The 25,020-nt window shown below is 66.7% G+C and carries 22 protein-coding genes; 12 read left to right on the forward strand and 10 right to left on the reverse strand.

The genetic code is table 11. The features are described 5' to 3' along the window. Nucleotides 1-3 precede the first annotated feature (3 nt). The 4 genes from CH291_RS00205 (at nucleotide 4) to CH291_RS00220 (ending at nucleotide 7,105) form a co-directional block, all read left to right on the forward strand. Nucleotides 4-4,581 carry an ATP-dependent helicase gene (locus tag CH291_RS00205; RefSeq protein WP_094686428.1) on the forward strand — a complete coding sequence of 1,526 codons (4,578 nt, stop codon included), beginning with the start codon at nucleotides 4-6 and terminating at the stop codon, nucleotides 4,579-4,581. A 38-nt stretch (nucleotides 4,582-4,619) separates the two neighbouring features. After that, nucleotides 4,620-5,393, forward strand: a complete 774-nt coding sequence (locus CH291_RS00210) for a DNA-formamidopyrimidine glycosylase family protein (protein WP_068051446.1) — start codon at nucleotides 4,620-4,622, stop codon at nucleotides 5,391-5,393. Nucleotides 5,394-5,501: 108 nt separating this feature from the next. Next, nucleotides 5,502-5,852 carry a YciI family protein gene (locus tag CH291_RS00215; protein WP_068051448.1) on the forward strand — a complete coding sequence of 117 codons (351 nt, stop codon included), beginning with the start codon at nucleotides 5,502-5,504 and terminating at the stop codon, nucleotides 5,850-5,852. Continuing rightward, nucleotides 5,849-7,105, forward strand: a complete 1,257-nt coding sequence (locus CH291_RS00220) for an RNA polymerase sigma factor (RefSeq protein WP_256980676.1) — start codon at nucleotides 5,849-5,851, stop codon at nucleotides 7,103-7,105. The genes CH291_RS00215 and CH291_RS00220 overlap by 4 nt, the downstream gene beginning before the upstream one ends. Before the next feature lie 148 nt (nucleotides 7,106-7,253). On the opposite strand, the gene glpD is transcribed toward CH291_RS00220, so the two are convergent. The 3 genes from glpD to CH291_RS00235 all read right to left on the reverse strand — a co-directional run bounded on the left by glpD (nucleotide 7,254) and on the right by CH291_RS00235 (nucleotide 11,879). Beyond that, a complete protein-coding gene (gene glpD / locus CH291_RS00225; RefSeq protein WP_094639003.1) occupies nucleotides 7,254-8,984 on the reverse strand; it encodes a glycerol-3-phosphate dehydrogenase in 1,731 nt (576 codons plus the stop codon). 131 nt (nucleotides 8,985-9,115) lie between these two features. Beyond that, nucleotides 9,116-10,336, reverse strand: a complete 1,221-nt coding sequence (locus tag CH291_RS00230) for an aminotransferase-like domain-containing protein (protein WP_094686430.1) — start codon at nucleotides 10,334-10,336, stop codon at nucleotides 9,116-9,118. 139 nt (nucleotides 10,337-10,475) lie between these two features. Then, entirely contained in the window at nucleotides 10,476-11,879 is a 1,404-nt protein-coding gene (locus tag CH291_RS00235) for an NAD(P)H-quinone dehydrogenase (protein WP_068051456.1), read from the reverse strand. Nucleotides 11,880-12,060: 181 nt separating this feature from the next. On the opposite strand from CH291_RS00235, the gene CH291_RS00240 reads away from it, so the two are divergent. Further along, complete coding sequence (locus tag CH291_RS00240; protein WP_037188123.1) at nucleotides 12,061-12,525, forward strand: gamma-glutamylcyclotransferase; 465 nt, start codon at nucleotides 12,061-12,063, stop codon at nucleotides 12,523-12,525. A 13-nt stretch (nucleotides 12,526-12,538) separates the two neighbouring features. Here the strand turns inward: CH291_RS00240 and CH291_RS00245 are convergent, their stop codons facing one another. The 4 genes from CH291_RS00245 to CH291_RS00260 form a co-directional block, all read right to left on the reverse strand. After that, a complete protein-coding gene (locus CH291_RS00245) occupies nucleotides 12,539-13,003 on the reverse strand; it encodes a TrmO family methyltransferase domain-containing protein (protein ID WP_094639005.1) in 465 nt (154 codons plus the stop codon). 14 nt (nucleotides 13,004-13,017) lie between these two features. After that, on the reverse strand, nucleotides 13,018-14,181 hold the full coding sequence (locus CH291_RS00250) for a M20 family metallopeptidase (RefSeq protein ID WP_094639006.1): 1,164 nt from the start codon (nucleotides 14,179-14,181) through the stop codon (nucleotides 13,018-13,020). Then, nucleotides 14,178-15,341 carry a M20 family metallopeptidase gene (locus tag CH291_RS00255; RefSeq protein WP_094686492.1) on the reverse strand — a complete coding sequence of 388 codons (1,164 nt, stop codon included), beginning with the start codon at nucleotides 15,339-15,341 and terminating at the stop codon, nucleotides 14,178-14,180. Before CH291_RS00255 ends, CH291_RS00250 begins: the two co-directional genes overlap by 4 nt. Nucleotides 15,342-15,434: 93 nt before the next feature. Beyond that, on the reverse strand, nucleotides 15,435-16,139 hold the full coding sequence (locus CH291_RS00260; protein ID WP_094639007.1) for an enoyl-CoA hydratase-related protein: 705 nt from the start codon (nucleotides 16,137-16,139) through the stop codon (nucleotides 15,435-15,437). Here CH291_RS00260 and CH291_RS00265 point away from each other — a divergent pair. Together CH291_RS00265 and CH291_RS00270 are read left to right on the forward strand one after the other, a co-directional pair. Beyond that, a complete protein-coding gene (locus tag CH291_RS00265) occupies nucleotides 16,138-17,040 on the forward strand; it encodes a purine-nucleoside phosphorylase (protein ID WP_373454880.1) in 903 nt (300 codons plus the stop codon). The two genes, CH291_RS00260 and CH291_RS00265, sit on opposite strands and share 2 nt — an antisense overlap. Further along, on the forward strand, nucleotides 17,037-18,638 hold the full coding sequence (locus CH291_RS00270; protein ID WP_094639008.1) for a phospho-sugar mutase: 1,602 nt from the start codon (nucleotides 17,037-17,039) through the stop codon (nucleotides 18,636-18,638). Before CH291_RS00265 ends, CH291_RS00270 begins: the two co-directional genes overlap by 4 nt. A gap of 18 nt (nucleotides 18,639-18,656) precedes the next feature. Here CH291_RS00270 and CH291_RS00275 read toward each other — a convergent pair whose 3' ends face one another. Then, entirely contained in the window at nucleotides 18,657-19,505 is an 849-nt protein-coding gene (locus CH291_RS00275) for a DUF2797 domain-containing protein (RefSeq protein ID WP_255183256.1), read from the reverse strand. 80 nt (nucleotides 19,506-19,585) lie between these two features. Beyond that, nucleotides 19,586-20,209 (reverse strand): uracil phosphoribosyltransferase, encoded by a 624-nt coding sequence (gene upp / locus CH291_RS00280; protein ID WP_037188128.1) that lies wholly within the window; start codon nucleotides 20,207-20,209, stop codon nucleotides 19,586-19,588. Nucleotides 20,210-20,342: 133 nt separating this feature from the next. On the opposite strand from upp, the gene CH291_RS00285 reads away from it, so the two are divergent. The 5 genes from CH291_RS00285 to CH291_RS00305 are packed head-to-tail and all read left to right on the forward strand — an operon-like array spanning nucleotide 20,343 to nucleotide 23,787. Further along, nucleotides 20,343-20,699 carry a type VII secretion target gene (locus CH291_RS00285; protein WP_143545859.1) on the forward strand — a complete coding sequence of 119 codons (357 nt, stop codon included), beginning with the start codon at nucleotides 20,343-20,345 and terminating at the stop codon, nucleotides 20,697-20,699. A 6-nt stretch (nucleotides 20,700-20,705) separates the two neighbouring features. Continuing rightward, entirely contained in the window at nucleotides 20,706-21,842 is a 1,137-nt protein-coding gene (locus CH291_RS00290; protein WP_094639009.1) for a C40 family peptidase, read from the forward strand. After that, nucleotides 21,839-22,192 (forward strand): hypothetical protein, encoded by a 354-nt coding sequence (locus CH291_RS00295; RefSeq protein WP_094686431.1) that lies wholly within the window; start codon nucleotides 21,839-21,841, stop codon nucleotides 22,190-22,192. Before CH291_RS00290 ends, CH291_RS00295 begins: the two co-directional genes overlap by 4 nt. Next, the gene (locus CH291_RS00300; protein WP_094639011.1) at nucleotides 22,189-22,503 is read left to right on the forward strand and encodes a YbaB/EbfC family nucleoid-associated protein; all 315 of its coding nucleotides are present in this window, start codon (nucleotides 22,189-22,191) and stop codon (nucleotides 22,501-22,503) included. Before CH291_RS00295 ends, CH291_RS00300 begins: the two co-directional genes overlap by 4 nt. A gap of 15 nt (nucleotides 22,504-22,518) precedes the next feature. Beyond that, on the forward strand, nucleotides 22,519-23,787 hold the full coding sequence (locus CH291_RS00305; protein ID WP_094686432.1) for a primosomal protein: 1,269 nt from the start codon (nucleotides 22,519-22,521) through the stop codon (nucleotides 23,785-23,787). 21 nt (nucleotides 23,788-23,808) lie between these two features. Here CH291_RS00305 and CH291_RS00310 read toward each other — a convergent pair whose 3' ends face one another. After that, complete coding sequence (locus CH291_RS00310) at nucleotides 23,809-24,933, reverse strand: adenosine deaminase (protein ID WP_094686433.1); 1,125 nt, start codon at nucleotides 24,931-24,933, stop codon at nucleotides 23,809-23,811. Nucleotides 24,934-25,020: the final 87 nt, after the last annotated feature.

Consider the following 25,020-nt stretch of genomic DNA (forward strand, 5'->3'; position numbering starts at 1 on the left):
GGGATGGCCAGGCAGAGTACGGGCACCGACGCAGCGGGCGAGCTGTCGGTGATGCAGAAGTTGTCGCGGCCGACCCGGGAATGGTTCACCGGCGCTTTTCCCGCTCCGACGTCCGCGCAGTTGGGCGCGTGGTCGTCCATCTCGAGTGGTTCGCACACCCTCGTGGTTGCTCCGACGGGCTCGGGCAAGACGCTCTCGGCCTTCCTGTGGGCCCTGGACGAGCTGGCGCAGCTGGGTGCGGACAGCACCCGCAAGACCAAAGTCCTCTACATCTCGCCGCTCAAGGCCCTTGCCGTCGACGTCGAGCGCAACCTGCGCGCTCCCCTCGTCGGCATCACCCAGACCGCCAAGCGCCTCGGCCTGAACCCACCGGAGATCTCGGTCGGTGTGCGATCCGGCGACACCAGCGCCGCCGACCGCAGGAACATGATCAAGACTCCGCCGGACATCCTGATCACCACCCCGGAGTCGCTGTTCCTCATGCTCACCTCGGCCGCGCGAGACATCCTCGCCGAGGTCGACACCGTCATCGTCGACGAGGTACACGCCGTCGCAGGCACCAAACGTGGCGCACACCTCGCGGTGTCTCTCGAACGGCTCGACGCGATGCTGGACAAGCCGGCTCAACGCATCGGCCTGTCCGCGACGGTGCGACCCCACGAGGAGGTCGGCCGATTCCTGGCCGGTGCCGCTCCCATCGAGATCGTCGCTCCGCCTGCACCGAAGACGTTCGATCTGACGGTCCAGGTGCCGGTCGAGGACATGACCGAACTGGGCGTCACCGACCCGAATGCGGACACCTCGGCCGCTCCCCCGGCGCAGGGATCCATCTGGCCCCACGTCGAGGAGAAGATGGTCGATCTCATCCTCGAGCACAAATCGTGCATCGTCTTCGCCAATTCTCGACGGCTCGCAGAGCGGCTCACTGCGCGGCTCAACGAGGTGTACGCCGAACGGATCGGCGACGGCGTCGACACCGAGCACAAACCGCCCTCGCAGGTCGGCACTCCCAACGACGTGAACCACGGTGCCGATCCGTTGCTGGCCCGAGCCCACCACGGCAGTGTCAGCAAGGATCAGCGCGCGCTGATCGAAGACGATCTCAAGACCGGCAGGCTGCGCTGCGTCGTCGCCACCAGCAGCCTCGAACTCGGAATCGACATGGGCGCAGTCGATCTGGTCGTCCAGGTCGAAGCGCCACCATCGGTGGCGAGTGGATTGCAACGCGTCGGACGCGCAGGTCACCAGGTCGGCGAGATCTCCAAGGGCGTGTTGTTCCCCAAGCACCGGACCGACCTGATCCACTGCGCCGTCACCGTCGAACGCATGACGTCGGGCAAGATCGAGGCGTTGTTCGTTCCCGCCAATCCACTCGACGTGCTGGCGCAGCAGACGGTGGCGGCCTGCGCCCTCGAACCGATCGACGCCGAGGACTGGTTCGATTCCGTCCGTCGCACAGGCAGTTTCGCCACGCTGCCCCGTTCGGCATACGAGTCGACTCTCGACCTGCTCTCGGGTCGCTACCCCTCGGACGAGTTCGCGGAACTGCGGCCGCGGCTGGTGTGGGACCGCGACGCGAACACTCTCACCGGCCGTCCCGGCTCGCAACGGCTGGCCGTCACCTCCGGTGGCACCATCCCCGACCGCGGCCTGTTCACCGTCTACATGGTGGGCGAAAAGCAGTCCAGGGTAGGCGAACTCGACGAGGAGATGGTCTACGAATCGCGAGTGGGTGACGTGTTCGCTCTCGGTGCCACCAGCTGGCGCATCGAGGAGATCACCCACGATCGGGTGCTCGTCAGCCCGGCGTACGGCCAACCCGGCCGGCTCCCCTTCTGGCACGGCGACGGCCTGGGCCGGCCGGCCGAACTGGGCCAGGCCCTGGGCGAGTTCCTGCGCAGCACCACCGATCGCAGCAACTTGGCCGACCGGCTGAGCTCCGACGGTCTCGACGCCAACGCGGTCAACAACCTCATCGCATTGCTCGACGAGCAACTCGAGGCCACCGGCCAGCTCCCCACCGACAAGACGATGATCGTCGAGCGGTTCCGCGACGAACTCGGTGACTGGCGGCTCGTGCTGCATTCCACCTACGGTCAGCAGGTGCACGCGCCGTGGGCACTCGCAGTCGGCGCGAGGCTGATCGAGCGATACGGCATCGACGCCGCGCCCACCGCATCCGACGACGGCATCATCGTCCGGCTTCCGGACACCGACGACCAGCCGCCGGGCGCAGAACTGTTCGTCTTCGAGCGCGACGAGATCGCCGACATCGTCACCGAGCAGGTCGGCGGGTCGGCTCTGTTCGCATCGAGATTTCGCGAATGTGCCGCTCGCGCGCTGCTTCTCCCCCGCCGCAACCCGGGCAAGCGAGCGCCGCTGTGGCAGCAGCGCCAGCGTTCGGCTCAGCTGCTCGACGTGGCACGCAAGTACCCGACGTTCCCGATCCTGCTCGAGACCGTCCGCGAGTGCCTCCAGGACGTCTACGACCTCCCCGCCCTCGAGGACATCCTGGCCAGAATCGGCCGACGCCAGATAAGAATCGTCGACGTCGAGACGCCGTCACCGTCCCCGTTCGCCAACTCGCTGCTGTTCAACTACGTCGGCGCATTCATGTACGAGGGCGACAGCCCGTTGGCCGAACGCCGAGCCGCCGCACTGTCACTCGACTCGGCGCTCCTCGCCGAGCTGCTCGGACGCGTCGAACTGAGAGAGCTGCTCGACGACAGCGTCATCACCACCACCGAACTCGAGCTACAGCGCCTCCCCGAGGACCGCCACGCCAAGGACATCGAAGGCGTCGCGGACCTGCTGCGACTGCTCGGTCCGCTGACCGTCGAGGAAGTCGGCCTTCGAACCGACGGCGACGAATACCCGCAGTGGCTCACCGAACTCGCCGACGCCAAGCGGGCGATGGAGGTCTCGTTCGCCGGCAAGAACTGGTGGACGGCGATCGAGGACGCCGCTCGGCTGCGCGACGCACTGGGCGTCCCGCTCCCCATCGGAACTCCGTCCGCCTTCATCGAACCCGTCGACGACCCGCTGGTCGACCTGATCAGCCGGTACGCCCGAACCCACGGACCGTTCACCCTCGACGACGCGGCGGCGCGCTTCGGGGTGGGCACCGCCGTGGTACGCGACGTCCTGCGCAGACTCGCCGTCGACAAGCGCGTCGTCGAGGGCGAATTTCGGCCCGGAGCCACCGGCAGCGAATGGTGCGAGGCCGAGGTCCTGCGACGTTTGCGGCGCCGGTCGCTCGCTGCGGCCCGGCAGGAGATCGAACCCGTCTCCACCGCCACCCTCGGCCGCTTCCTGCCGGCGTGGCAGCACGTGGACAGCCGACGCCTGAGCGGAATCGACGGCGTCGCAACCGTCATCGAACAGCTTGCGGGCGTTCCTGTTCCGGCATCGGCCTGGGAATCACTCGTGCTCTCGTCGCGGGTGACGGACTACAGTCCGGCGATGCTCGACGAACTGACCTCCACCGGAGAGGTGTTGTGGTCGGGACACGGCGCGATCTCCTCGAAGGACGGCTGGGTGAGCCTGCACATGGCCGACACCGCTCCGCTGACTCTCGTGCCCGCTGCCGAATCCGACCTGTCGGAGTTGCAGATTCGCATTCAGGACGCCGTTGCGGGCGGCGGCGCGTACTTCTTCCGCCAACTCTCCGACACCGTCGGCAGTACCGATGACACCGCACTTCAGGCCGCCCTGTGGGAGCTGGTGTGGGCGGGCCGTCTGAGCAACGACACATTCGCCCCGCTGCGCGCGCTGTTGAACTCCACGACCACCCGCTCGGCCCCGAGCCATCGAGCACCGCGTCGCACACCGCGGTTGCGCTCGTACCGGCAGTTCGAGCGGCCGTCCCTGCCCACCCGCACCGGACCTCCTACCGCGGGTGGACGATGGTCGAGGTTGCCCGAGCTCGAACCCGACCTGACCGTCCGCGCCCATGCGACCGCCGATGTACTGCTCGAACGCTACGGCGTGGTGACCCGCGGCTCGGTGATGAACGAGGGCGTGCCCGGCGGATTCGCCACGATGTACAAGGTGCTCACCGGATTCGAGGATTCCGGTCGCTGCCGTCGCGGCTACTTCGTCGATTCCCTCGGCGGAGCGCAGTTCTCCACCTCCGATGTGGTGGACCGGTTGCGCAGCTACGACGAACCGAAGAAGAACGCCACCGCCGTCGTGCTCGCGTCGTGCGATCCGGCCAACCCCTACGGCGGAGCACTGCCCTGGCCGAAAGCAGGCATCGGCGAGGCCGGTGTCGGAGACAAGCCGGACGAGACGACGAAGCATCGGCCGGGTCGCAAGGCCGGTGCACTGGTGGTCCTCGTCCGGGGCGAGTTGACGATGTTCGTCGAACGCGGCGGAAAGTCGGTGCTGACGTTCGGTGAGAACACCGAGGACATCGGCGCTGCAGCAACCGCATTGGCGGCCACCGTTCGCCGCGGCGGAGTCGACAAGCTACTCGTCGAGCGGATCAACGGTCACGATATTCACGGCACCGACTTCGCCAAGACCCTGACCGAGGCCGGTTTCTCGGCGACGCCACGCGGCCTTCGTCTGCGTCGCTGAAGCACCGCAACACTCCCCAGGAACGAGAAAGGACACCGATGCCCGAGGGCGATACCGTCTGGCGCGCTGCGAACACTCTGCGGGCAGCGCTGGAAGGCCAGCGACTGACGACCTGCGACATTCGCGTACCCCGTTACGCCACAGTCGACTTCACCGGAGAGACCGTCGATTCCGTCGCCTCACGCGGTAAGCACCTGCTGATCAGAGTCGGCGGCTACGTCATTCATTCGCATCTGAAGATGGAGGGCACCTGGCACGTCTACGCACCCGGCGCTCGCTGGCGTCGCCCCGCGTTCCAGGCACGCATCATCTTGAACACCGCCGACGCGCAGGCCATCGGGTTCGAACTCGGAGTGCTCGACATCGTCGAGGACGAGGACGAGGTTGTCGGCTATCTCGGACCGGATCTACTGGGTCCCGACTGGGACCCGAAAACCGCTTTGACCAATCTGGAGTCGGATCCGGCTCGTCCCGTCGGACTCGCTCTCCTCGATCAGCGCAACATCGCAGGGCTCGGCAACGTCTATCGAAACGAGATCTGCTTCCTGCGTGGCATAGACCCGCGTACACCGGTCGGCGACGCCGGTGACCTGAAGAAGACGATCGACCTGTCCTATCGATTGATCATGGCCAACAAGGATCGAAACCAACGCGTCACTACCGGGGATCGACGCCCGGGCCGACACTTCTGGGTGTACGGCCGGGAGAACAAGCCATGCCGACGCTGCGGAACCACCATCGAATTCGGCCTGATCGGAGACAATCCACTCGAGGAACGGCAGATCTACCACTGCCCGCACTGCCAGAACTGAGGTCTGGCGAGATCGTCCGGTCCGTGGTGTCCTTTTCGACGAACCTCGTTCGTCCTTCGTGTGTAGGTCGACGAACGGCGCCGACCACGACGATTCCAAGGAGACCTCATGACCACGTACGCAGCCATCGTCTACACCCATGACGCCGACTGGACCTCGCCCGAGGTCGCGGACGAGATGGCCGAATACGGTGCATTCAGTGCCGCGGCCGGACCCGCGATCATCGGCGGAGCGGTCCTTCACCCCACCTCGACCGCCACCACCGTGCGCGTGTCGGGCGGGAAGGGAGGTGACGTCCTGACAACGGACGGTCCGTTCGCCGAAGCAAAAGAGGTACTCGCGGGGTTCTTCCTCCTCGAGGCACAGGACCTCGATGCCGCGATCGCACTGGCCGCACAGATCCCAGCGGCATGGAACGGAGCAATCGAAGTACGGCCGATCATCCCGATGGCTCAGTGAGCACACCGGCCGAGCACCTGGCGGCCGTGGTCCGTGACGAGGGTCGCCGAGTGCTGGCGACCCTCGTGCGCACCACCGGCAGCCTTGCCGTCGCCGAGGACGCAGTCTCCGAGGCTGTGGTGACCGCACTCGCTCACTGGCCTCGATCGGGTGTCCCCGACAATCCGCGCGCCTGGCTCACGACCGTAGCTCGAAACAAGGCACTCGACATCATCAGACGCGAGGCCGGGCGCACCACGAAGGAACGAGAGGCGGCGGATCTCGCCGTGCTGAAGCAGAATTGGAGCGAGAGCGACGAGTCCGCGATCGCCGACGATCTGTTGCGGTTGGTCTTCACCTGCTGTCATCCGACGCTCTCCGTCGACGCCCAGGTGGCACTGAGCCTGCGCACGCTCTGCGGGCTCGCCACGTCCGACATCGCCCGATTGATGCTCGTGCCCGAGGCCACCATGGCCAAACGCCTCACACGCGCGAAGAAGAAGATCGCAGCTGCCAACATTCCGTATCGAGTACCGGATTCGGCAGAGTTACCGCAACGACTCGACGCTGTGGCCACCACGGTGTATCTGATGTTCACCGCCGGCCATCTCGGGGGCGAGACGCTGGTGCGGCCGCAGCTGTGCGACGAGGCACTTCGGTTGGCCCGCTTGCTGATCGACCTGATGCCGGACGAGCCGTCACTCCAGGGGCTTCTGGCCCTCATGCTGTTCACGGACTCGCGCCGGGCGACCAGGACCGATGAATCGGGCGGCCTCGCCAGGCTGGAGGATCAGGACAGATCTCGGTGGAATCGAGAGGCTATCGAGGAGGGTGCTCGGTTGATGGACAGTGCACTGCGTCGCAACGACTCTCGGCCCAGCCGCTACACCATCCAGGCAGCCATCGCAGCATGTCACTCCACTGCAGCGACCTACGCCGACACCGATTGGTCACGAATCGTCATGTTGTACGACGCGCTCGTGGTTGTGGAGAACACCCCGATCGTGGCACTGAACCGCGGTGTCGCCGTAGGGGAAAGCCAGGGTCCTGCCGCCGGGCTCGACGCACTCGACGCCATCGATTCTCTCGGCAGCCACTACCTGTGGCATGCCTGTCGAGCTGTGATGCTCGATCGCCTGGACCGCATGAAAGAGGCCGAGAACGCACGAACGGCTGCGCTTGCTCTCGACCCGTCGCCGGTCGAGAGAGCGTATCTCCGGGCGCAGCTCGCGCCGTCCTCGCGCCCTGTCGAGCAAAGACGGGATGAAACCTGAAAGCTCCCTGTCAGGTGCGGCCAAGCCTGTTCACAGCTTCGCCGATCACCATGGATCGTATGTTGACACTTGCGATACTCACCCTGCTGATCATGGCCGTGTCCGGCGCGACAGCTGCTCGCGCACCCCGGACGCTGGTTCGACTGCGCTAGATCGTGCGAACGGGTTCGAGGATTTCCTGGCGGGCCTCGGGAGCGACGACTCGCAGAGCGTCCGCCGAGGCGTCGTCGGGCTGGCGCTGTGACTCGATCTCGGCTTCCACCCGGGCGCGGTAGGTCTCGACCTCACGGTCCACCGTGGCCTCGTCCCAACCCAGGACAGGTGCGATCAACGCCGCAACCTGACCCGCACAGTTCATCCCGCGATGGGAGTACTCGATGGAAATCCTGGTACGACGCGACAGCACGTCCTCGAGATGCAGTGCGCCCTCGGCTGCTGCGGCGTACACCACCTCCACCTGAAGGTAGGCCGGCGCATCGGTGAGTGGTTGCAGCAGTTCGGGTTTGCCGTCGGCCATCGCCAGCACCTCGTCGATCAACGAACCGTACCGATCGAGCAGATGCGTCACCCGATGTGGATGCAGCTTGTACATCTCACCCAGATGCGGTGCCTGATTGACCAGGGCGAAGTACCCGTCGGCACCGACGAGGGGCACCTTCTCGGTGATCGAGGACGCCACCCGCACCGGGATGTCCTCGGCCGCCAGATCGACGGCGTCCTCGGCCATCACTCGGTAGGTCGTGTACTTGCCGCCGGCGATGGCGATGAGTCCCGGGGCCACCCGAGCGACCGCGTGCTCGCGAGAGAGCTTGGAGGTCTCGTCGCTCTCGCCTGCCAGCAGTGGCCGCAGGCCCGCGTACACACCGTCGATGTCCGCGTGGGTGAGCGGCGTGACGAGCACGCCGTTGACCTCGCCCAGGATGTAGTCGATGTCGGCTTTGGTGGCGGCCGGGTGTGCCAGATCGAGATTCCAGTCGGTGTCGGTGGTACCGATGATCCAGTGCGCACCCCACGGAATGATGAACAGCACCGACTTCTCGGTGCGCAGAATGATCGCGGCCTCGCTGACGATTCGATCCCGCGGCACCACGATGTGCACGCCCTTCGAGGCGCGTACGCGGAAGCGTCCGCGCATGTTGGACAGCGACTGAATCTCGTCGGTCCACACGCCGGTGGCGTTGATCACCACGTGTGCCCGCACCTCGGTGGTGGCACCGGTCTCCGAATCACGCACGCGCACACCGGAAACCCGGTCGGCCTCACGCAGGAAGCCGACGACCTGGGTGGAGGTCCGCACCACTGCGCCGTAATGAGCGGCCGTCCTGGCGACGGTCATGGTGTGCCGGGCGTCGTCGACGACGGTGTCGTAGTACCTGATCCCGCCGATCAACGACTTGCGTTTGATCCCGGGCGACATCCGCAGCGCACCGGATCGAGTCAGGTGCTTCTGCTGCGGCACCGATTTGGCCCCACCCATCCGGTCGTACAGAAAAATACCCGCGGCGATGTACGGACGCTCCCACAACCGGTGAGTGAGCGGGAAGAGGAACTTCAGCGGCTTGACCAAGTGCGGTGCGAGCGTGGACAGGGAAAGTTCGCGTTCGTGCAGGGCCTCACGCACCAGTCCGAACTCGAGCTGCTCGAGGTATCGAAGCCCGCCGTGGAACATCTTGGACGAGCGAGACGACGTTCCCGACGCGTAATCCCGCGCCTCGACCAGCGCCACCTTCAGTCCGCGCGTCGCCGCGTCGAGGGCTGCACCGGAGCCGACGACGCCACCGCCGATCACCACCACGTCGAACTGCTCGGTTCCGAGCTGGTCCCACGCCTCCACCCGCTGGTCGGGTCCGAGGAACTTCGTATTCGATCGGTTGCTCATCTCGAACGCTCCCTCTCCATCGAAAATCCCCGCATTGCTTGCACGTCAGGCTACCGCCCCAGGTCCTCGAGGCGCAGAACCTGCCGTGGTCGAAACAGTCCGGTCGAAGCAGTCGGGTCGGGGCAATCGGGTCAGCGCACTCGCATCGACGCCGAGTGCGCGGCACCCAATCGTCGCACTGCCTCTGCCAGCACGGCCGGGGTCGATCCGGCGAAGCTCAACCGCAGCGAGTGACGGTACTGCGCATCCGAAGCAAACGCCGTGCCCGGCACGAAGGCAACTCCGTGATCGAGCGCCGCGTCGAGCAACTCACCGGTGTCGGTTCCGTCCCGGAAGGTGGCCCAGGCGAACATGCCACCCTCGGGGCGCGAGACGGTGAGCCGATCACCGAACTCGGCGACGAGAGCATTCGTCGATGCCGTTGCGCGAGAGCCGTACTCGCGCCGCAGAACGACCAAATGCGCATCGAGCCACGCGGTGTCGGCGAGCATCTCCGCTGCCATCAGCTGCGTCAACGAGGATCCACACAGATCCGCGCCCTGCTTGAGCAGTTCCACCGCCGCACAGATGCTGGGCGGGGCGACGAACCAGCCGACACGGAGCGTCGGAGCGAGGATCTTCGACGCACTGGAGAGTCGAATGACGCGATCGCTGTGACACGCGATCGGCAGCGGCGGAGCGCAGATATCGGATTCCGTTGTGTCGAAACATATCTCACCGTACGGGTCGTCCTCGATGACCCAGAACCCGTAACGATCCGCGAGCGCCGCGAGGTGGCGTCGACGCTGCTCGCTCATCGTGACTCCCCGCGGATTGTGGAAGTTCGCGACGGTGTGGACCACCGCGGGACGCAGCCCCGCCGCCAGTCTGCGTTCGAGTTCGTCGGTGTCCATTCCGGTCTCGGTGATGGGAATGGACTCGATGCGCGCTTCGGCGATCGAGAACACCTGCAGCGCACCGGTGTACGCGGGCTCGTCGACCACGACGACAGCACCGGGGTCGATCAGAGCCTGCGCGAGCAACGTCAGGGCCTGTTGCGAACCGTGCGTCACGATGACGGACTCGACCGGAACGGGCATTCCCCCGCGCGTGAGCGATTCCCTGGCTGCAACGACGCTACGCAGAGTGCGGTGGCCGGATGTCTCGCAGTACTGCACCGCGTCGGGGCGACGAAGCGCAGCCTCGGCTGCTGCGGCGATGCGGTCGATCGGTATCAGATCGGTGGCCGGTAGACCTCCGGCGAGGCTGATCACATCGTCGCGTGCAGTCAGAGCGAGGAGGTCACGGATGGCCGAGCTGGTGAGCGAGCCGGTGCGGGCGGCCAGGCCGGCGGGACGGTACGTGGTGGACATGAGAGAGGCTCCGGGGCAGCAGGAATGGGGAGACGGCCCGCGGATCCGCTGAGTCGAAGAAGGAGCGGACGGGTGTGTCCACTCCTTCGACTGTCTCACGTGCTACCGAAATATGAAACGCAATTCTCACATGATGAGATCAGTCCAGATCGTCGTGCGCCATCAGCTGACGCGCGGCCTCGATGACCGAACCGGACAGCGACGGGTACACCGAGAACGTGTTCGCCAGGTCGTTGACCGAGAGGTTGTTCTGTACCGCCATCGCGATGGGCAGAATCAGCTCCGACGCACTCGGGGCGACCACGACACCACCGATGACGACGCCGGTCGCCGGGCGGCAGAAGATCTTCACGAAACCACGCTTGAGCCCACTCATCTTCGCTCGGGGATTCGTTGTCAACGGCAGCATCACGACGCGCGCCGGTACGTCGCCGGCGTCGATCTTGGACTGCGCGACGCCGACCGACGCGATCTCCGGCCGCGTGAACACCGCCGAGGCGACGGTCTTGAGCTTGATCGGGCTGACGGCCTGTCCCAGTGCGTGATACATCGCAATGCGTCCCTGCATCGCCGCAACCGAGGCCAGCGGCAGCAGACCGGTGCAGTCACCGGCTGCATAGATGCCCGCGACGGCGGTCCGCGAGACGCGATCCACCCGCAGGTATCCGCCCTTGTCGAGTTCGATGCCCACCTTCTCGAGTCCGAGACCGGACGTGTTGGGTACCGATCCGACGGTCATCAGCGCGTGGCTGCCCTCGACGGTGCGGCCGTCCGACAGCGTGACCAGAACGCCGTCGTCGGTGCGAACGACCGAATCGGCGCGGGCGTGCTTGACGAGGGTGACGCCGCGCTCGTTGAACGCGTCCTCGAGCACCAACGCGGCGTCCTCGTCCTCGTGCGGAAGGACGCGGTCGCGGCTCGAGACCGCGGTGACCTTGACGCCCATCTCGGTGTAGGCCGAGACGAACTCGGCACCGGTCACACCGGATCCGACAACCACCAGGTGCTCGGGGAGGGACTCGAGATCGTAGAGCTGACGCCAGTTGAGGATGCGTTCGCCGTCGGGCTCGGCTCCCTTGACCACGCGGGGACGGGCACCGGTCGCGATGAGCACGACATCGGCGTCGAGGATGCGCTCCTCGCCGTCGGCGAGCACCGCCTTGATCTGGTGCGAGGCCATCCCGACGTGGGAGTCGATCATCTCGGCGCGTCCGGCCAGCAGCTCCACGCCGACGGAGGTGACGCGGTGGGCGATGTCGGAGGACTGCGCCTGCGCGAGGCTCTTCACACGGTCGTGAATCTTCGGCAGCGCGACGGCCGCCTGCGACGGATCGAGGGAGATACCGAGGTCGCTGGCTCGACGCATCTCGGTGCGAATGCCGGTCGAGGCGATGAACGTCTTCGACGGCACGCAGTCCCAGAGAACGCAGGCACCGCCGATACCGTCGGAATCGACGAGCGTCACCTCTCCGCCGTACTGTGCGGCAACCAACGCTGCTTCGTACCCTGCCGGACCACCACCGATGATCACAATCCGGGTCATTGATCCTCTTCTCGCATGCTCGAAATCTCTCGCTGTGTCGCGTCAACGGTATTCCAGAGGGCGCCCTCGCGCGTCGGTAGGGCTGGCTTGCCTTGCCCCGTAGGAGGGCGGACCTGCGGCGACGCACCGAAACACGACCACGAGGCGTCAGTGTGCACCGATACGGTTTAGGCTGGCCGACGTGCCAATTTATGCCGCCTACGGATCCAACATGCATCCGGAGCAGATGTTGCAGCGATGCCCTCACTCGCCCCTGTCGGGAACCGGGTGGCTGCACGGATGGCGGTTGACCTTCGGCGGTGGCGACATCGGTTGGGAAGGCGCGCTGGCCACGGTCGTGGAGGATCCCGACTCCCAGGTCTTCGTCGTGCTCTACGACGTGTCCGAGGAGGACGAGGAGAGCCTGGATCGCTGGGAGGGCTCGGAACTCGGTATTCACCGGAAGATCCGGTTGCGCATCGAGACCGGCCGGGAGCCGGTGCTCGCCTGGATGTACGTGCTCGACGCCTACGAGGGCGGCCTACCGTCGGCACGCTACCTCGGAGTCATGGCCGAGGCAGCCGAAATCGCCGGTGCCCCAGCCGAATACGTGCGAGACCTACGTACCCGCAACAGCCGCAACGTCGGTCCCGGTACCGCCTCGTAGTTCGAGGGACGGATCAGAAGTAGTTCTTCATCACCGACGCCACCCAGGCCGGCTCGGTCACGTCCGCACGTTCCGGAACCATGGACTGCAGGAACGGTTTCACGTCGAGGACCGGTGAGCCGTCGATCGCGTCGAGACCTCGGACTCGGATGCGCAGTCCGTCCACGTCGACGATCTCGCAACGCGACACTCCGAGATGATTGGGCCGGTCCTTGACCCGTTGAGCGAGGACACCCACCCGAGGAAGCGTCGTGTCACCGCGGGGGTGCCGCGAGCCGGTGGTCGTCGCGGCCGGATCGCACAGGTGGAAGCCGTAGACCACTTCGAGGTGGGAGAATTCCGCGAGACCGAGGGTCGAGTCGGCGTCGAGCACACTGTCGTGGAGGTCGATGACGGATTCGACGGATCCCCAATTGTCGTCCACCACCTCGGCGCGTTCGGATCTGACGATCCCGATCGGCGACACCTCGAACGCCATCTCGTCTCCTGTCTCTAGTTCGGATCCAGCGCGATTCCGGTCATCACCTTCACGCCCACGGCGAGTGCTCGTTCGTCGAGATCGAAGGTGGGCTGGTGGATGTCGAGTTGTGGCCCGGTACCCGGCCATACGCCGAGTCGAGCCATCGCGCCCGGCACTCGTTCGAGGTACCACGAGAAATCCTCGCCGCCGCCGGACTGCGCGGTATCGGCCAACGCGTCGGGTCCGACCCTCTCGATCGCCTTCTCGAACGTGTGCGTGGACGCCGGATCGTTGACCACGGGAGGCACGCCGCGACGGTAGTGCAGCTCGAAGCGGACACCGGTCGGTGCGAGCAATCCGGTGACGATCTCGCGGACCAGCGGTTCGAGCAACGCCCAGGTCTCGTGGTCGCCGGTGCGGACGGTGCCGGTCAGCATGCCGGTCTGCGGTATGGCGTTGGGGGCCTGGCCCGCGACCACCGCTCCCCACACCATGACCGTGCTGGTCCGCGGGTCGACGCGCCTACTCAGCATTCCGGGCAGGCCGGTGATGACGGTGCCCAGTGCGTAGATCAGATCGGTGGTCAGGTGCGGCCGAGAGGTGTGTCCGCCGGGCGAATCCAGCCGCAGCTCGACGGTGTCGGCCGCAGAGGTTATCGCACCGAGGCGCACGCCGACCTGCCCCACCTCGAGCCGCGGATCACAGTGCAGCGCAAAGATCTTGGTGACACCGTCGAGCGCTCCCGCGGCCACCGCGTCGAGCGCACCGCCCGGCATGACCTCCTCGGCGGGCTGAAAGATCAGGCGCACCCCGTACTGCAGGTCCGGCAGTGACGCCAGCGCCAATCCGGTCGCGAGCAGCACCGTGGTGTGTGCGTCGTGCCCGCAGGCGTGCGACACCCCCGGCACGGTCGACGAGTACACCGCGCCGGTGTTCTCCTGCAGCGGCAGGGCGTCCATGTCCGCCCGCAACGCCACCCGCGGACCGTCGGGCCCGATGTCGCAGATCAACCCCGTTCCACCGGGGAGCGGCTTGGGCGACAGACCCGCCGCTTCGAGATGCTCCATCACGAACGCGGTGGTGCCGAATTCGCGTCGAGCAAGTTCCGGATTCGCGTGAATGTGCCGCCGCCACAGCGAGAGATCTGCCGTGTGCGCGTGAATCCACCGATCGATCGCGTCCTCGCGGGTACTCACGACTGCGCCGCCGAGCGAGCGGTCACGCCGTCGAGCAGACGGGCGCGAGTACCGGGATCGGCTGCGGCGCGCGCAGCAGTTCTGGCGAGACCGAGAGCTCCGTCGAGCAACGCTCGATCGGCCGACTCGGTGACACACGCGGCGGCGAACTCCGGCTGATGGGTCACCGCTCCTCCCGCATCGAGGCCGACGACGGGATGAATACCGGGTAGAACATTCGTCACGTTTCCCATGTCTGTGCTGCCCAACGGGCGAAATCCTTCCAAATCCGGAGCCAAGGGCGACCGGCCCAATGCTTCGATCTCCTGCCGAAAAGCCGCAGCCAGCCACGAATCCGGCGTCAACGCCGCATAGGTCGGCGACACCGTGCGGATCTCGTGAGTGCACCCGGTGGCGATTGCTCCCGCCTCGAAACACGCGTACGTCTTCGCCGTCAGAGCGTGCAGCGATTCGGTGGTGTTCGCGCGCAGGTAGTAGAGCAGCTCGGCATGGCCGGGCACGATGTTCGGTGCCACACCCCCGTCGCTGACGATGCCGTGGAGCTGCTGACCCGGCGACAGATGCTGGCGCAGGAGCCCGAGTGCCACCTGACTGATGGTCACCGCGTCGCCTGCGTTGATTCCCCACTCGGGAGCAGCCGACGCGTGCGCGGCACGGCCGGTGAACTTGACCGCGATGTCCGCCAGCGCCAGCGAGGTCGCACCCACGATGTCGAAGGGACCGGGATGGACCATCAACGCCGCGCCGACGCCGTCGAACACTCCTCGCTCGAGCATCAAGACCTTACCGCCGCCGGTCTCCTCGGCCGGGGTACCGAGCACTCGCACGGTGATCCCGAGCGCGTCGGCGACCGGAGCGAGCGCAAGCGCAGCACCCACAGCCGAGGCCGCGATGATGTTGTGCCCGCACGCATGACCGATCTCGGGCAGAGCGTCGTACTCCGCACAGATCCCGATCACCAGATCGCCGCTGCCGAACGACGCGGTGAACGCGGTGTCGATACCTGCGACGGCCGTCTCGATCTCGAAATCGTGGGCCCGGAGCGTGTCGAGGATCTTGGCGACGCTGCGATGCTCGGCGAACGCCAGCTCCGGCTCCGCGTGGATCGAGTGCGAGAGCGCAACCACTTCGTCGGTGGCGTCGGCCAGGGCGCGGTCCATCGCCTCACCCACGTCGGCACTGTTCGATTCGTCGATCACGAGAGACAGTGTGTCACTAGCGCGACCGACTGTCGGAACAGCTGTGCCGAGTGACTACTTCCCGAAGCTGAAGTTGCTGTCGTCGGTCGCGGTGTTCAGCGCGGCGAGCAGATCCACGTGCATGCGAGCCTTGATGCCGGCCAGGTTGGCACCCCGGGTGCTCGTCAGTGCGGCGGCCTTCGCGACCGCGTCGGACACCAGCGACTCCTCCGCTGCCGTCGCCTCGACGATTCCGGCAACCACGGCGTCGGCACCGCCGTACCGGCGACCGGTCGTCATCGCCTCGACGGCGGTCTGCTTGGGCAGCCGGGAGTTGATCAGAGCAGACATTCCGACGGTGAACGGCATGTTCAGGTTCACCTCGGGCAGGCAGTAGAAGCCGCGATCGAGGCGTTGGATGCGGAAGTCGTGGGAGGTGGCGAACATCGCGCCTGCGCCGAAGGCGTGGCCCTGCACAGCAGCGACGGTGGCCATCGGAAAAGCGAGCAACCGGGTGTAGAGAGTGTGTACGCGGTCGAGATACCAGGTGATCTTGTCCAGGTTGGCGAACAGCCAGTCGGTGTCGAGGCCGTTGCTGTAGAACTTGCCCGCCGACGTGGTGACCAGCGCCGCCGGACCGGTCGAGGCCTCGACCTCGTCGAGCAACGCGTGGGTGGCGTCGATCCAGTCCGGATGGAACCGATTCTCGGGATTGTCCGCCCCGTTCTGGGCACCGAGGAACAGGATGTGGACGTCACCGTCGCGTTCGAGATAAGGCATGCAGCGGATACTACCCAACAGTAACTTCCGCCGGTCGCACATCCGTTGCGTCGATCTCCTACTGTTGTTCATCGTGGCAACCACCGACGCACATGCGACCGACCCCGTGACCGATCCCGAGGGTGCCGCGCGCACCGCCGCCGACGCACTCGCCGCAGCAACCGGAGTCGACACCCACACCGTGGCCATCGTTCTCGGTTCCGGATGGCAGGCGGCAGCCGACGTCTTCGGCTCCCCCACCGCGACCGTGCGCATGGCCGACCTGCCCGGGTTCGCGCCACCGTCGGCGTCGGGCCACTCCGGCACCATCACCTCGGTGGACGTCGGCGGCACCCACACACTGCTGCTGCAGGGACGCACGCATGCCTACGAGGGGCACGACCTGCGACGCGTCGTGCATCCGGTGCGAACCGCGATCGCGGCAGGTGCCACGACCGTCGTGCTGACCAACGCTGCAGGCGGTATCCGGGACGGCATGAGCGTCGGACAGCCCGTGCTGATCTCGGACCACCTCAATCTGACGGCTCGTTCACCCCTCGTCGGGGCGGAGTTCGTCGATCTGGTCGACGCGTACTCCCCCGAACTTCGGGCCCTTGCGGCCGACATCGATCCGTCGCTCGAGGACGGCGTCTACGCCGGCCTGCCCGGTCCGCACTACGAGACGCCCGCCGAGATCAGAATGCTGCGCACACTCGGTGCGGACCTCGTGGGGATGTCGACCGTGCACGAGACGATCGCCGCGCGAGCGAAAGGCGCACGCGTCCTGGGCATCTCGCTGGTGACCAATCTCGCCGCCGGAATGACCGGTGAGCACCTGAATCACACCGAAGTACTCGCCGCAGGCAAGGAGTCCGCTGCCCGCATGGGATCGCTGTTGCACGAGTTGGTCTCCCGCCTGTGACCGAGAATCTCACCGAGCGTGTACAACGATGGATCGCAGGCGATCCCGACCCCGCTGCTCGCGAAGAACTCGGCGGCCTGCCCGATGCCGAACTCGCCGACAGGTTCAGCGGACCGCTGACGTTCGGTACCGCAGGTCTTCGTGGCCCGGTGCGCGCGGGACCGAACGGGATGAACGTGGCGGTGGTGACGAAAACCTCGGCCGGCATCGCAGCCTGGTTGGTCGAGAACGGTCTGGGTGGGTCCACCGTCGTGGTCGGTCGCGACGCCAGGAACGGCTCCGAACAGTTCGCCTTCGCGGCCGCCGAAACCTTCTCCGCTCGAGGCTTTTCGGTGGTGATGCTGCCTCGGCCGCTGCCGACCCCCGTCGTCGCCTTCGCGGTGCGGGCACTCGATGCCGAGCTCGGCGTGCAGATCACCGCGTCGCACAATCCCGCTGCGGACAACGGGTACAAGGTGTATCTCCGCGGCGGCTCGCAACTGATCCCGCCGAGCGACGCCCAGATCGAAGCGCTCATCGAGGCCACTCCCGACGCGATCGAGATTCCGCGCGCGATAGTCCAGCCCGGCGGCTCCGACATCGCTTCTCGGTATCTCGATTCCGTTGTCGCACTGCCACGTTCGAGGGGTCGCGACATCCGCATCGCATTGACTCCCCTGCACGGTGTCGGCGGTGAACTTGCGACGGCAGCACTGCGGGGCGCGGGGTTCCGCGACATCCGGGTGGTCGAGGAGCAGTTCGAGCCCGATCCAGCGTTTCCGACCGTCACGTTTCCCAACCCCGAGGAGCCAGGAGCGGCCGACGCCGTGCTCGCGCTGGCGGCGGACATCGACGCCGATATCGCGATCGCCCTCGACCCCGACGCCGATCGCTGTGCGGTCGGGGTGCCGACGGACAGCGGGTGGCGCATGCTGACCGGCGACGAGACCGGGGCTCTGCTCGCGAACCATCTCCTCGCCGATGCGCCCGCCGACTCGCTGGTGGCCAACACGATCGTCTCGTCGCAACTGCTCTCGGCGCTCGCTCCGGCGCGCGGCGCTCGCTATGCCCGCACCCTGACCGGATTCAAATGGCTCGTCCGCGCGGGCGAGGGCCTGGTGTACGCCTACGAGGAGGCCATCGGGCACTGTGTGGATCCGAACGTGGTGCGCGACAAGGACGGTATCTCGGCCGCGGTGGTGCTCGCAGATCTGGCCGCCGGCCTGAAGCAGGATCGTCGCACCCTGCTCGACGTACTCGACGACCTCGCCGTCGAGTTCGGGGTTCACCTGGGCGCGCAGGTCTCGCGGCGGGTCGCGGACCTCGCCGACATCGGGAACATGATGCACCGGTTGCGCAGCGCACCGCCGACGGAACTGTCCGGCCGGACGGTCACCGTTCTGGACTACGCCCAGCGCGACGACGAATTACGCACCGACGCAGTCGAGATCAGCGGGTCGGGGCTGCGGGTGATCGTGCGGCCCTCCGGCACCGAACCCAAGCTCAAGGCCTACCTCGAAGTGATCGAGCACGTCGACGCCCCCGAGGACCTACCGAGAGCGCGGGCGGCAGCAGCCGAGATCCTGGCCGAACTGACCGACTTCGCCCAGCACCTCTAGGCGTCGACGACCCGAACGTCAGAACAGCGCCGACTGCACCGCAGGCAGATCGGACGTGAAGGCCCCGAGTTCGATTCGCCGACCCTTCAACGGCGCAAGATCCACGACGTAGGTCTCGTCGTCGACGGTCGCGATCACCGCCTGCCCGACGCATGTCCTGATCTCGAGTCCGTGGGAACCGGTTGCGACATCCGCGGGGTAGGCGACGCGGCTGACGTTCTCGCTCAACGCCTCCCGGCCTGCGGGCGGTGCCCATGGTTCGTCGATCGGGGTGCAGCCGGCGACGCCGGCCTCGGTCAGCATCTCGCGGACCTGCTGGGCCCGGACGGCGACGGCGGCCTCGAGCCTGTCCACGCCGATCGGCAGACACAGCGAGGCGGCTTTCGCCGCGGACCGCACGGCCTGCCGTAGCCCCATCGATTCGGTCACGAGGTCCTCGGCCACCCGGACGGCCTTTCCGTCGTCGGCATGGGCGACGTACCGCGCGCAGATGGCACCCTGCTCGGCGAGCCGACCCCATTTGCGCGTGTCCGCCGCCGTCCCGATCTTGAAGGTGCCGTTTGCGAACGCCGCAAGATACAGCCAATGCGGTTGCATCACATGCTTTTCCAGATCACGTGAGACGAATCCGCTGCGATGCACGGTGTGCACGAATCGAAAGCTGTCCTTGTCGGCGCACGTCGCGCACTGTCCCGACGCGACGGCCCGCTCCCGACCGGGGCACGGCACGTAGCGCGGCGGGCCGTCGGCCCGAAATGCCATGCGCCCGGTGCAGTACCGATCGGTCGAAGCACCCGGCGCACGGAAACCGAGCCTGCGGCCGACCAGTTCGTGGAACTCGATCTGCTCGGTGTCGACATCGAGCACCCGCAATCTCGGTCGCGGTGTAGGTGACGCCTCCGATGGCCAGGAGACGCCGAGAACCAATCGACCTGCGACAGAGGGAGTCAGCGCGGACCGAACTGACGATCGCCCGCGTCACCGAGGCCGGGAACGATGAAGGCGTTGTCGTTGAGGCCGTCGTCGATGCTCGCTGCCACCAGTCGCACCGGCAGTCCCGAGGCTTCGAGCGCGGCAACTCCTTCGGGAGCGGCCACGACGCAGATGGCGGTGACGTCCGCCGCACCGCGGCCGACGAGCAGTTCGATCGTGTGGACCATGGATCCGCCGGTGGCGAGCATCGGGTCCAGCACGTAGACGGGCGTCTGCGACAGGTCGTCCGGCAGGGATTCCATGTACGGGACGGGCTGATGGGTTTCCTCGTCACGGGCCATTCCGACGAAACCGACGCGGGACTGCGGGATGAGGCTGCTGGCCTTCTCGACCATGCCGAGGCCTGCGCGCAGAACCGGGACCAGCAACGGCGGTCGCGCCAGCCTGGTGCCCTCGGTGACCGCGACGGGCGTGCGTACCTCGAAGGTGTCGATCGCAGCGTCGCGAGTGGCCTCGTAGACCAGCATGTGAGTGAGCTGACGCAGAGCCGACCGGAACGTGGCATTGTCGCTGCGCTCGTCCCGCATCGTGGTGAGCAGGGCTGCGGCCAGTGGGTGATCGACCACGTGTGTTTCCATGCCGACAAGGATAGGACCTGGGCGGCAGGACGCGAACGGCAACTCGGGGGAACCGAATGGCACGTACCCGCGTCGAACCAATTGGGCGTCGCACTCGGCGACCGTGAATCGATCGCATTCTCAGGGGGCACTGATGGCCGAGCTCGTCGTCGAAACCGAGGGGGTCCTCGCGTACGGTGCGGTGGCGTCGACCATGGCCGAGCAGATCGCCGCGGCAAGTGCTGCTGCCGCCGCGTGCGGCCCCGCGGTGCTGGCTCCGGTCTTCGGTCTGATCGGACAGGAGTTTCTCGATGCGGTCACCGGCACCCATCTGGCGCACACCGACGCCGTCGTACGCCTGGCGAGCACGGTGGCGAGCATCGGTTCCGCGGCCACCGCATCCGCGGTGTCGTACGCCCTCACCGATGCCGGAACCGGCGCAACCGTTGCGGCCTCGGCCGCTGATACCACCGCGGCCTCGGCCGCCGGTATCGCACAGGACGAGCGGTAAGCGCCGATGATCGATCTGCTGGCCCGTCCCATCGTCGATCTGCTCGGAGCCTTCGGCAACGGGGCGCTCCCCACCGGCGGTCCGGCCGACGTACTGCGCGTGTCCTCGGCAGCGATCGAGGCGGCCCAGGGAATCGGCAGGGTCGCGATCACCGAGCTCGCGGCGAACTGGAACGGTGACGCCGCCGACGCGGCCATTCGGTACGCCGAGAACGCTCATACGAGCGCACTTGCCCTCGCCGACCACGCCGACGACATCGCTGCCGTGGTCGACCAGGCCTGCCGCGACACCAATCGAGGCTTTCTCGAACTGCAGTCGATCGTGCACTCGTTCGTGGGAATCGCACTGTCGGCCGGACCGATCATCGCCACCCCGCCGGGGCAGACCATGCTGATCACGGCGGCCATCGAACACCTCGAACGAGCGCTCGTGGTCGTGGCGCGCGTGCGGGGCGAGTTGGCCGTCCACACCGCGAAAGTCGGCGAACTGGCCGCTCCCCCGACAGTTCCCGGCCCCGTCGGCGGCGGACCGACATCGTCCCCCGGCTCACCCTCGAATCTCATGACCTCGCCCGCGACATCACAGGTGATCGAAGCAGGCGAGAAGCTGGCGAAGACGTTCGCGCAGTCCGTCTCCTCCCCCGCCGCCGGAGCCGAGTCACCGAGCAGCGGTGTCGGTGGCGGCGGTGCCCATAACTACCTGGGCAATCCGGGCACCGATCCCTACCGAACCCCAGACAGCACCGGCCGGGGAGTCGAGATCCGGCTACCGGACGGCAGTACCGTCACCGCACCCAACGCCGAAGCCGCAGGTGCCGTCCGTAGCGCACTGACCCAACAGGGCGTGCCCTACGCGTGGGGCGGCACCACGCCGGGCAGCGGACTCGACTGCAGCGGATTGACCCAGTGGGCGTATGCACAGCAGGGCGTCGAGATCCCGCGTCTGGCACAGGAACAGGACATCGGCTCCGCCGTGGCACCGGGTGAGGTGATGCCCGGTGACCTCGCCGTCTGGGACGGACACGTGGCCATGGTGATCGGCAACGGTCAGCTCGTCGAGGCAGGCGACCCGGTGCAGGTGGGGCCGATCAGAACGACCAACAGCGGTATGGGCTTCAAGGGCTTCTACCGTCCGACCGAATGAAGGGCCGGCCAGTGACGGACTCGGACATCACCGTCGTCAGCGCCGTATCGGGAACACGATCGGGATCGGTGACGGTCCGCGCCACCGAACACGGACTGCCGATCGGGATCGCGATCGACGAACGCGAACTGCGCTACGGCGGAGGCGCTTTGGCGTCGACGATTCTCGAGCACTGTGTACGGGCGAGTGCGGCCGCACGAGCTCAGCGACGCACCCTCCTCGCCGAGGACGGCGTTCCCACCGAGGTTCTGAATCGTCTCGGTCTGCCCACCCGTACCCGAGTCGCCGCCGAAGCGAACGAGCATCTCGCAGAGGACTCCGCACCCACGAGTTGGTTGAAGCAGGTATGACCCACGCCCACACCACCGAACTCGACGCTCTGGTCGGCAGCGCCCAGCACCGGCTGGACGCACTTCGCGAAACGCACGAGCGACTGGACCGCATCAGAATTCGACTCACCTCGCCGGACGATCTGGTGACCGTCGTCGTCGATGGGTCCGGCGCCCTGGTCGAGCTCGAACTCGCCGAGAACCTCGGATCGGTTGCCGCTCATGCACTCGCGTCGACGATCACCGTCGTCGCTGCCGACGCAGCACGTGCGGCGCTCGACCAGCGCGAGGCGATCCTGCAAAGTCTGCAGGGTTCGTTCACAGACTCCTGAGATAGGCTTCGCGCCATGGCTGGAGACATCATCCCGATCGAACTCGGTCTCACCGCCGGTGACTTCTCGACACTGTGGGCACCGGAGTGGCGAGAAGGCGACGACGAGTGGGAGGCATTCCTCGGACACGAGGAAGACCTGTACGGATTCTCGACCGTCGCAGAGCTCGCGGCATTCGTCAGATCCGACGACGACAACGACCTCGTCGACCATCCGTCGTGGAAGGTGGTCTCCGCACTCGCCGCACACGAACTCGAGCCCGACGATCTGCACCGCTTCGATCTGGTCGCCGTGCCGGAGTTGGTGGCCTCCGATCCCGAGGCCGACGTTCTCGCCGAACTGCAGGCCACCTTCGACATCGTCTCCTCCATCGGCGATGTCTGCGAACTGCGACCTGTCACAAGCTTTTTCGGATCCAACCCTTTCGTCGGGGCAGTCGGCGGAGGCGTCGAGAACTTCCTCGGTCGCGAGGGCGGTGAACTGTGGGACCGCATCGGTGCAGCGGTCGCCAAGCACTGGGACGACGTGCTCGACGCGGTCGACTCCATCGTCACCTCCCCCGATGTCGACTCCGCTGCCGTTGCCGTCGCCGAAGCCGAGATCACCGCAGCCGCCGAGAACGCCGTCGACGCCGATGACGTCACGGACGACATCGACTCCGATTCGGACGACGACGACGAAGACGACGACTCCGCCGAGGTGGATCGCGATCCGATCGCCGCAGCCGCGGCCGAAGATACCTTCTGGACCACCGTCGGCATCGACCCGATTCGCATCATCACCTCGGACGACACGCTCTACACCCTGCGGTGCTACCTCGGCGACAAGCCGGTGTTCCTCGGTCGCGGCGGTGCCATCAGCGTCTTCGGTTCCGAGCGTTCGTTGGCCCGCTACCTGGCCGACGATCACGATCACGATCTGGCACAGGTCAGCACCTACTCCGATGTTCAGACCGCCGCCATCGACGGCTCCCTCGACATCACGATCACCGACGACAACGTGTACGTCCTGCCCGGCCTGGCCGACGATCTCGCCGACGGGCCAACCGCAGTCGACGTCGAACAACTCGACCTGGCCGTCGAATTGTTCACCGACGCCGCCGATTTCGCCGGTGATGATTCCGTCGACGAAGCACTCGCCACGTCCACGCCACTGGGTTGGTACGTCTCGTACGCCCTCGAGCCCAGTCCCGACCGGCTCGCGCCGAGCGCACCGTTCGACGTCGAGGCCGAAGCGTGGCGCGCCCTCGAGCGCGAGTTCGAGAGCCGACTGCGCAAGAAGTAGCCGGCCCCCGGGGCTGCTCGATCAGCCGATCAGCACCGCGTAACCCGGCTTGATGACGTCGTCGATCAGCGCCAGCCGCTCGTCGAACGGCAGGAACGCCGACTTCATCGCGTTGATGGTGAATCGCTCGAGATCGCTCCAGCCGTAGCCGAAGGTCTCGACGAGCTTGACCATCTCTCGACTCATCGACGTATCGCTCATCAAGCGGTTGTCGGTGTTGACGGTGACCCGGAATCGCAATCGGGCAAGCAGATCGAACGGGTGGGTCGCCAACGACTCGACGGCACCGGTTTGGACGTTCGAGCTCGGGCACAGTTCCAGGGGCATCCGTGTGTCGCGGACGTAGGCGGCGAGCAGGCCGAGCTCGGGTGTGCCGTCGGCGTCGGTGGTGATGTCGTCGGTGATCCGAACCCCGTGACCGAGCCTGTCGGTGCCGCAGAACGCCACTGCTTCCTGGATCGACGGCAGACCGAACGCCTCTCCAGCGTGAATGGTGAAGTGCGCGTTGCTCGCTCGCATGTATTCGAAGGCGTCGAGGTGGCGACTGGGAGGGAAGCCCGCTTCGGCACCGGCGATGTCGAAGCCCACGACGCCGCGGTCACGGAACCGGACCGTCAGTTCGGCGATTTCCCGCGAACGCGCCGCGTGCCGCATCGCGGTGAGCAAGGTGCCGATCGTGATGTTCTTGCCGCGCACCTTGGCCGCGGAGATCCCTGCCTCGAAGCCGGCGAGCGTATGGGTGACGACCTCGTCGAGAGTCAGTCCGCGCTCGAGGTGCTGTTCCGGCGCGAAGCGCACCTCGGCGTACACGACGCCGTCGTCGGCCAGATCCTCGGCGCATTCGCGCGCCACCCGGAACAGTCCTTCGGGAGTCTGCATCACGGCAACGGTGTGCGCGAACGTCTCGAGGTACCGCACGAGCGAGCCGCTGTCCGCGGCGTCGCGGAACCACTCGCCCAATGCCGCGCCGTCGGTGGCGGGAAGATCGCCGTAGCCGCATTCGTCGGCCAGTTCCAACACGGTCTGCGGGCGGAGTCCGCCGTCGAGGTGATCGTGCAGCAACGCCTTGGGAGCTGTCCTGATCGACGCGAGATCGAGTGGCGCACTGCCACCGATCGAGGACTGAGTGTTCTCCGCGGTGCTCATGTGACGACGGTAGCGTGCGGCTCGCACGCACGCGCGTCTGTCATCACCACTCGGCGAGTCCGCGGATTCCCCCGAACTTCACCGCTT

Source organism: Rhodococcus sp. 14-1411-2a (assembly GCF_002259485.1).
Lineage (GTDB): Bacteria > Actinomycetota > Actinomycetes > Mycobacteriales > Mycobacteriaceae > Rhodococcoides.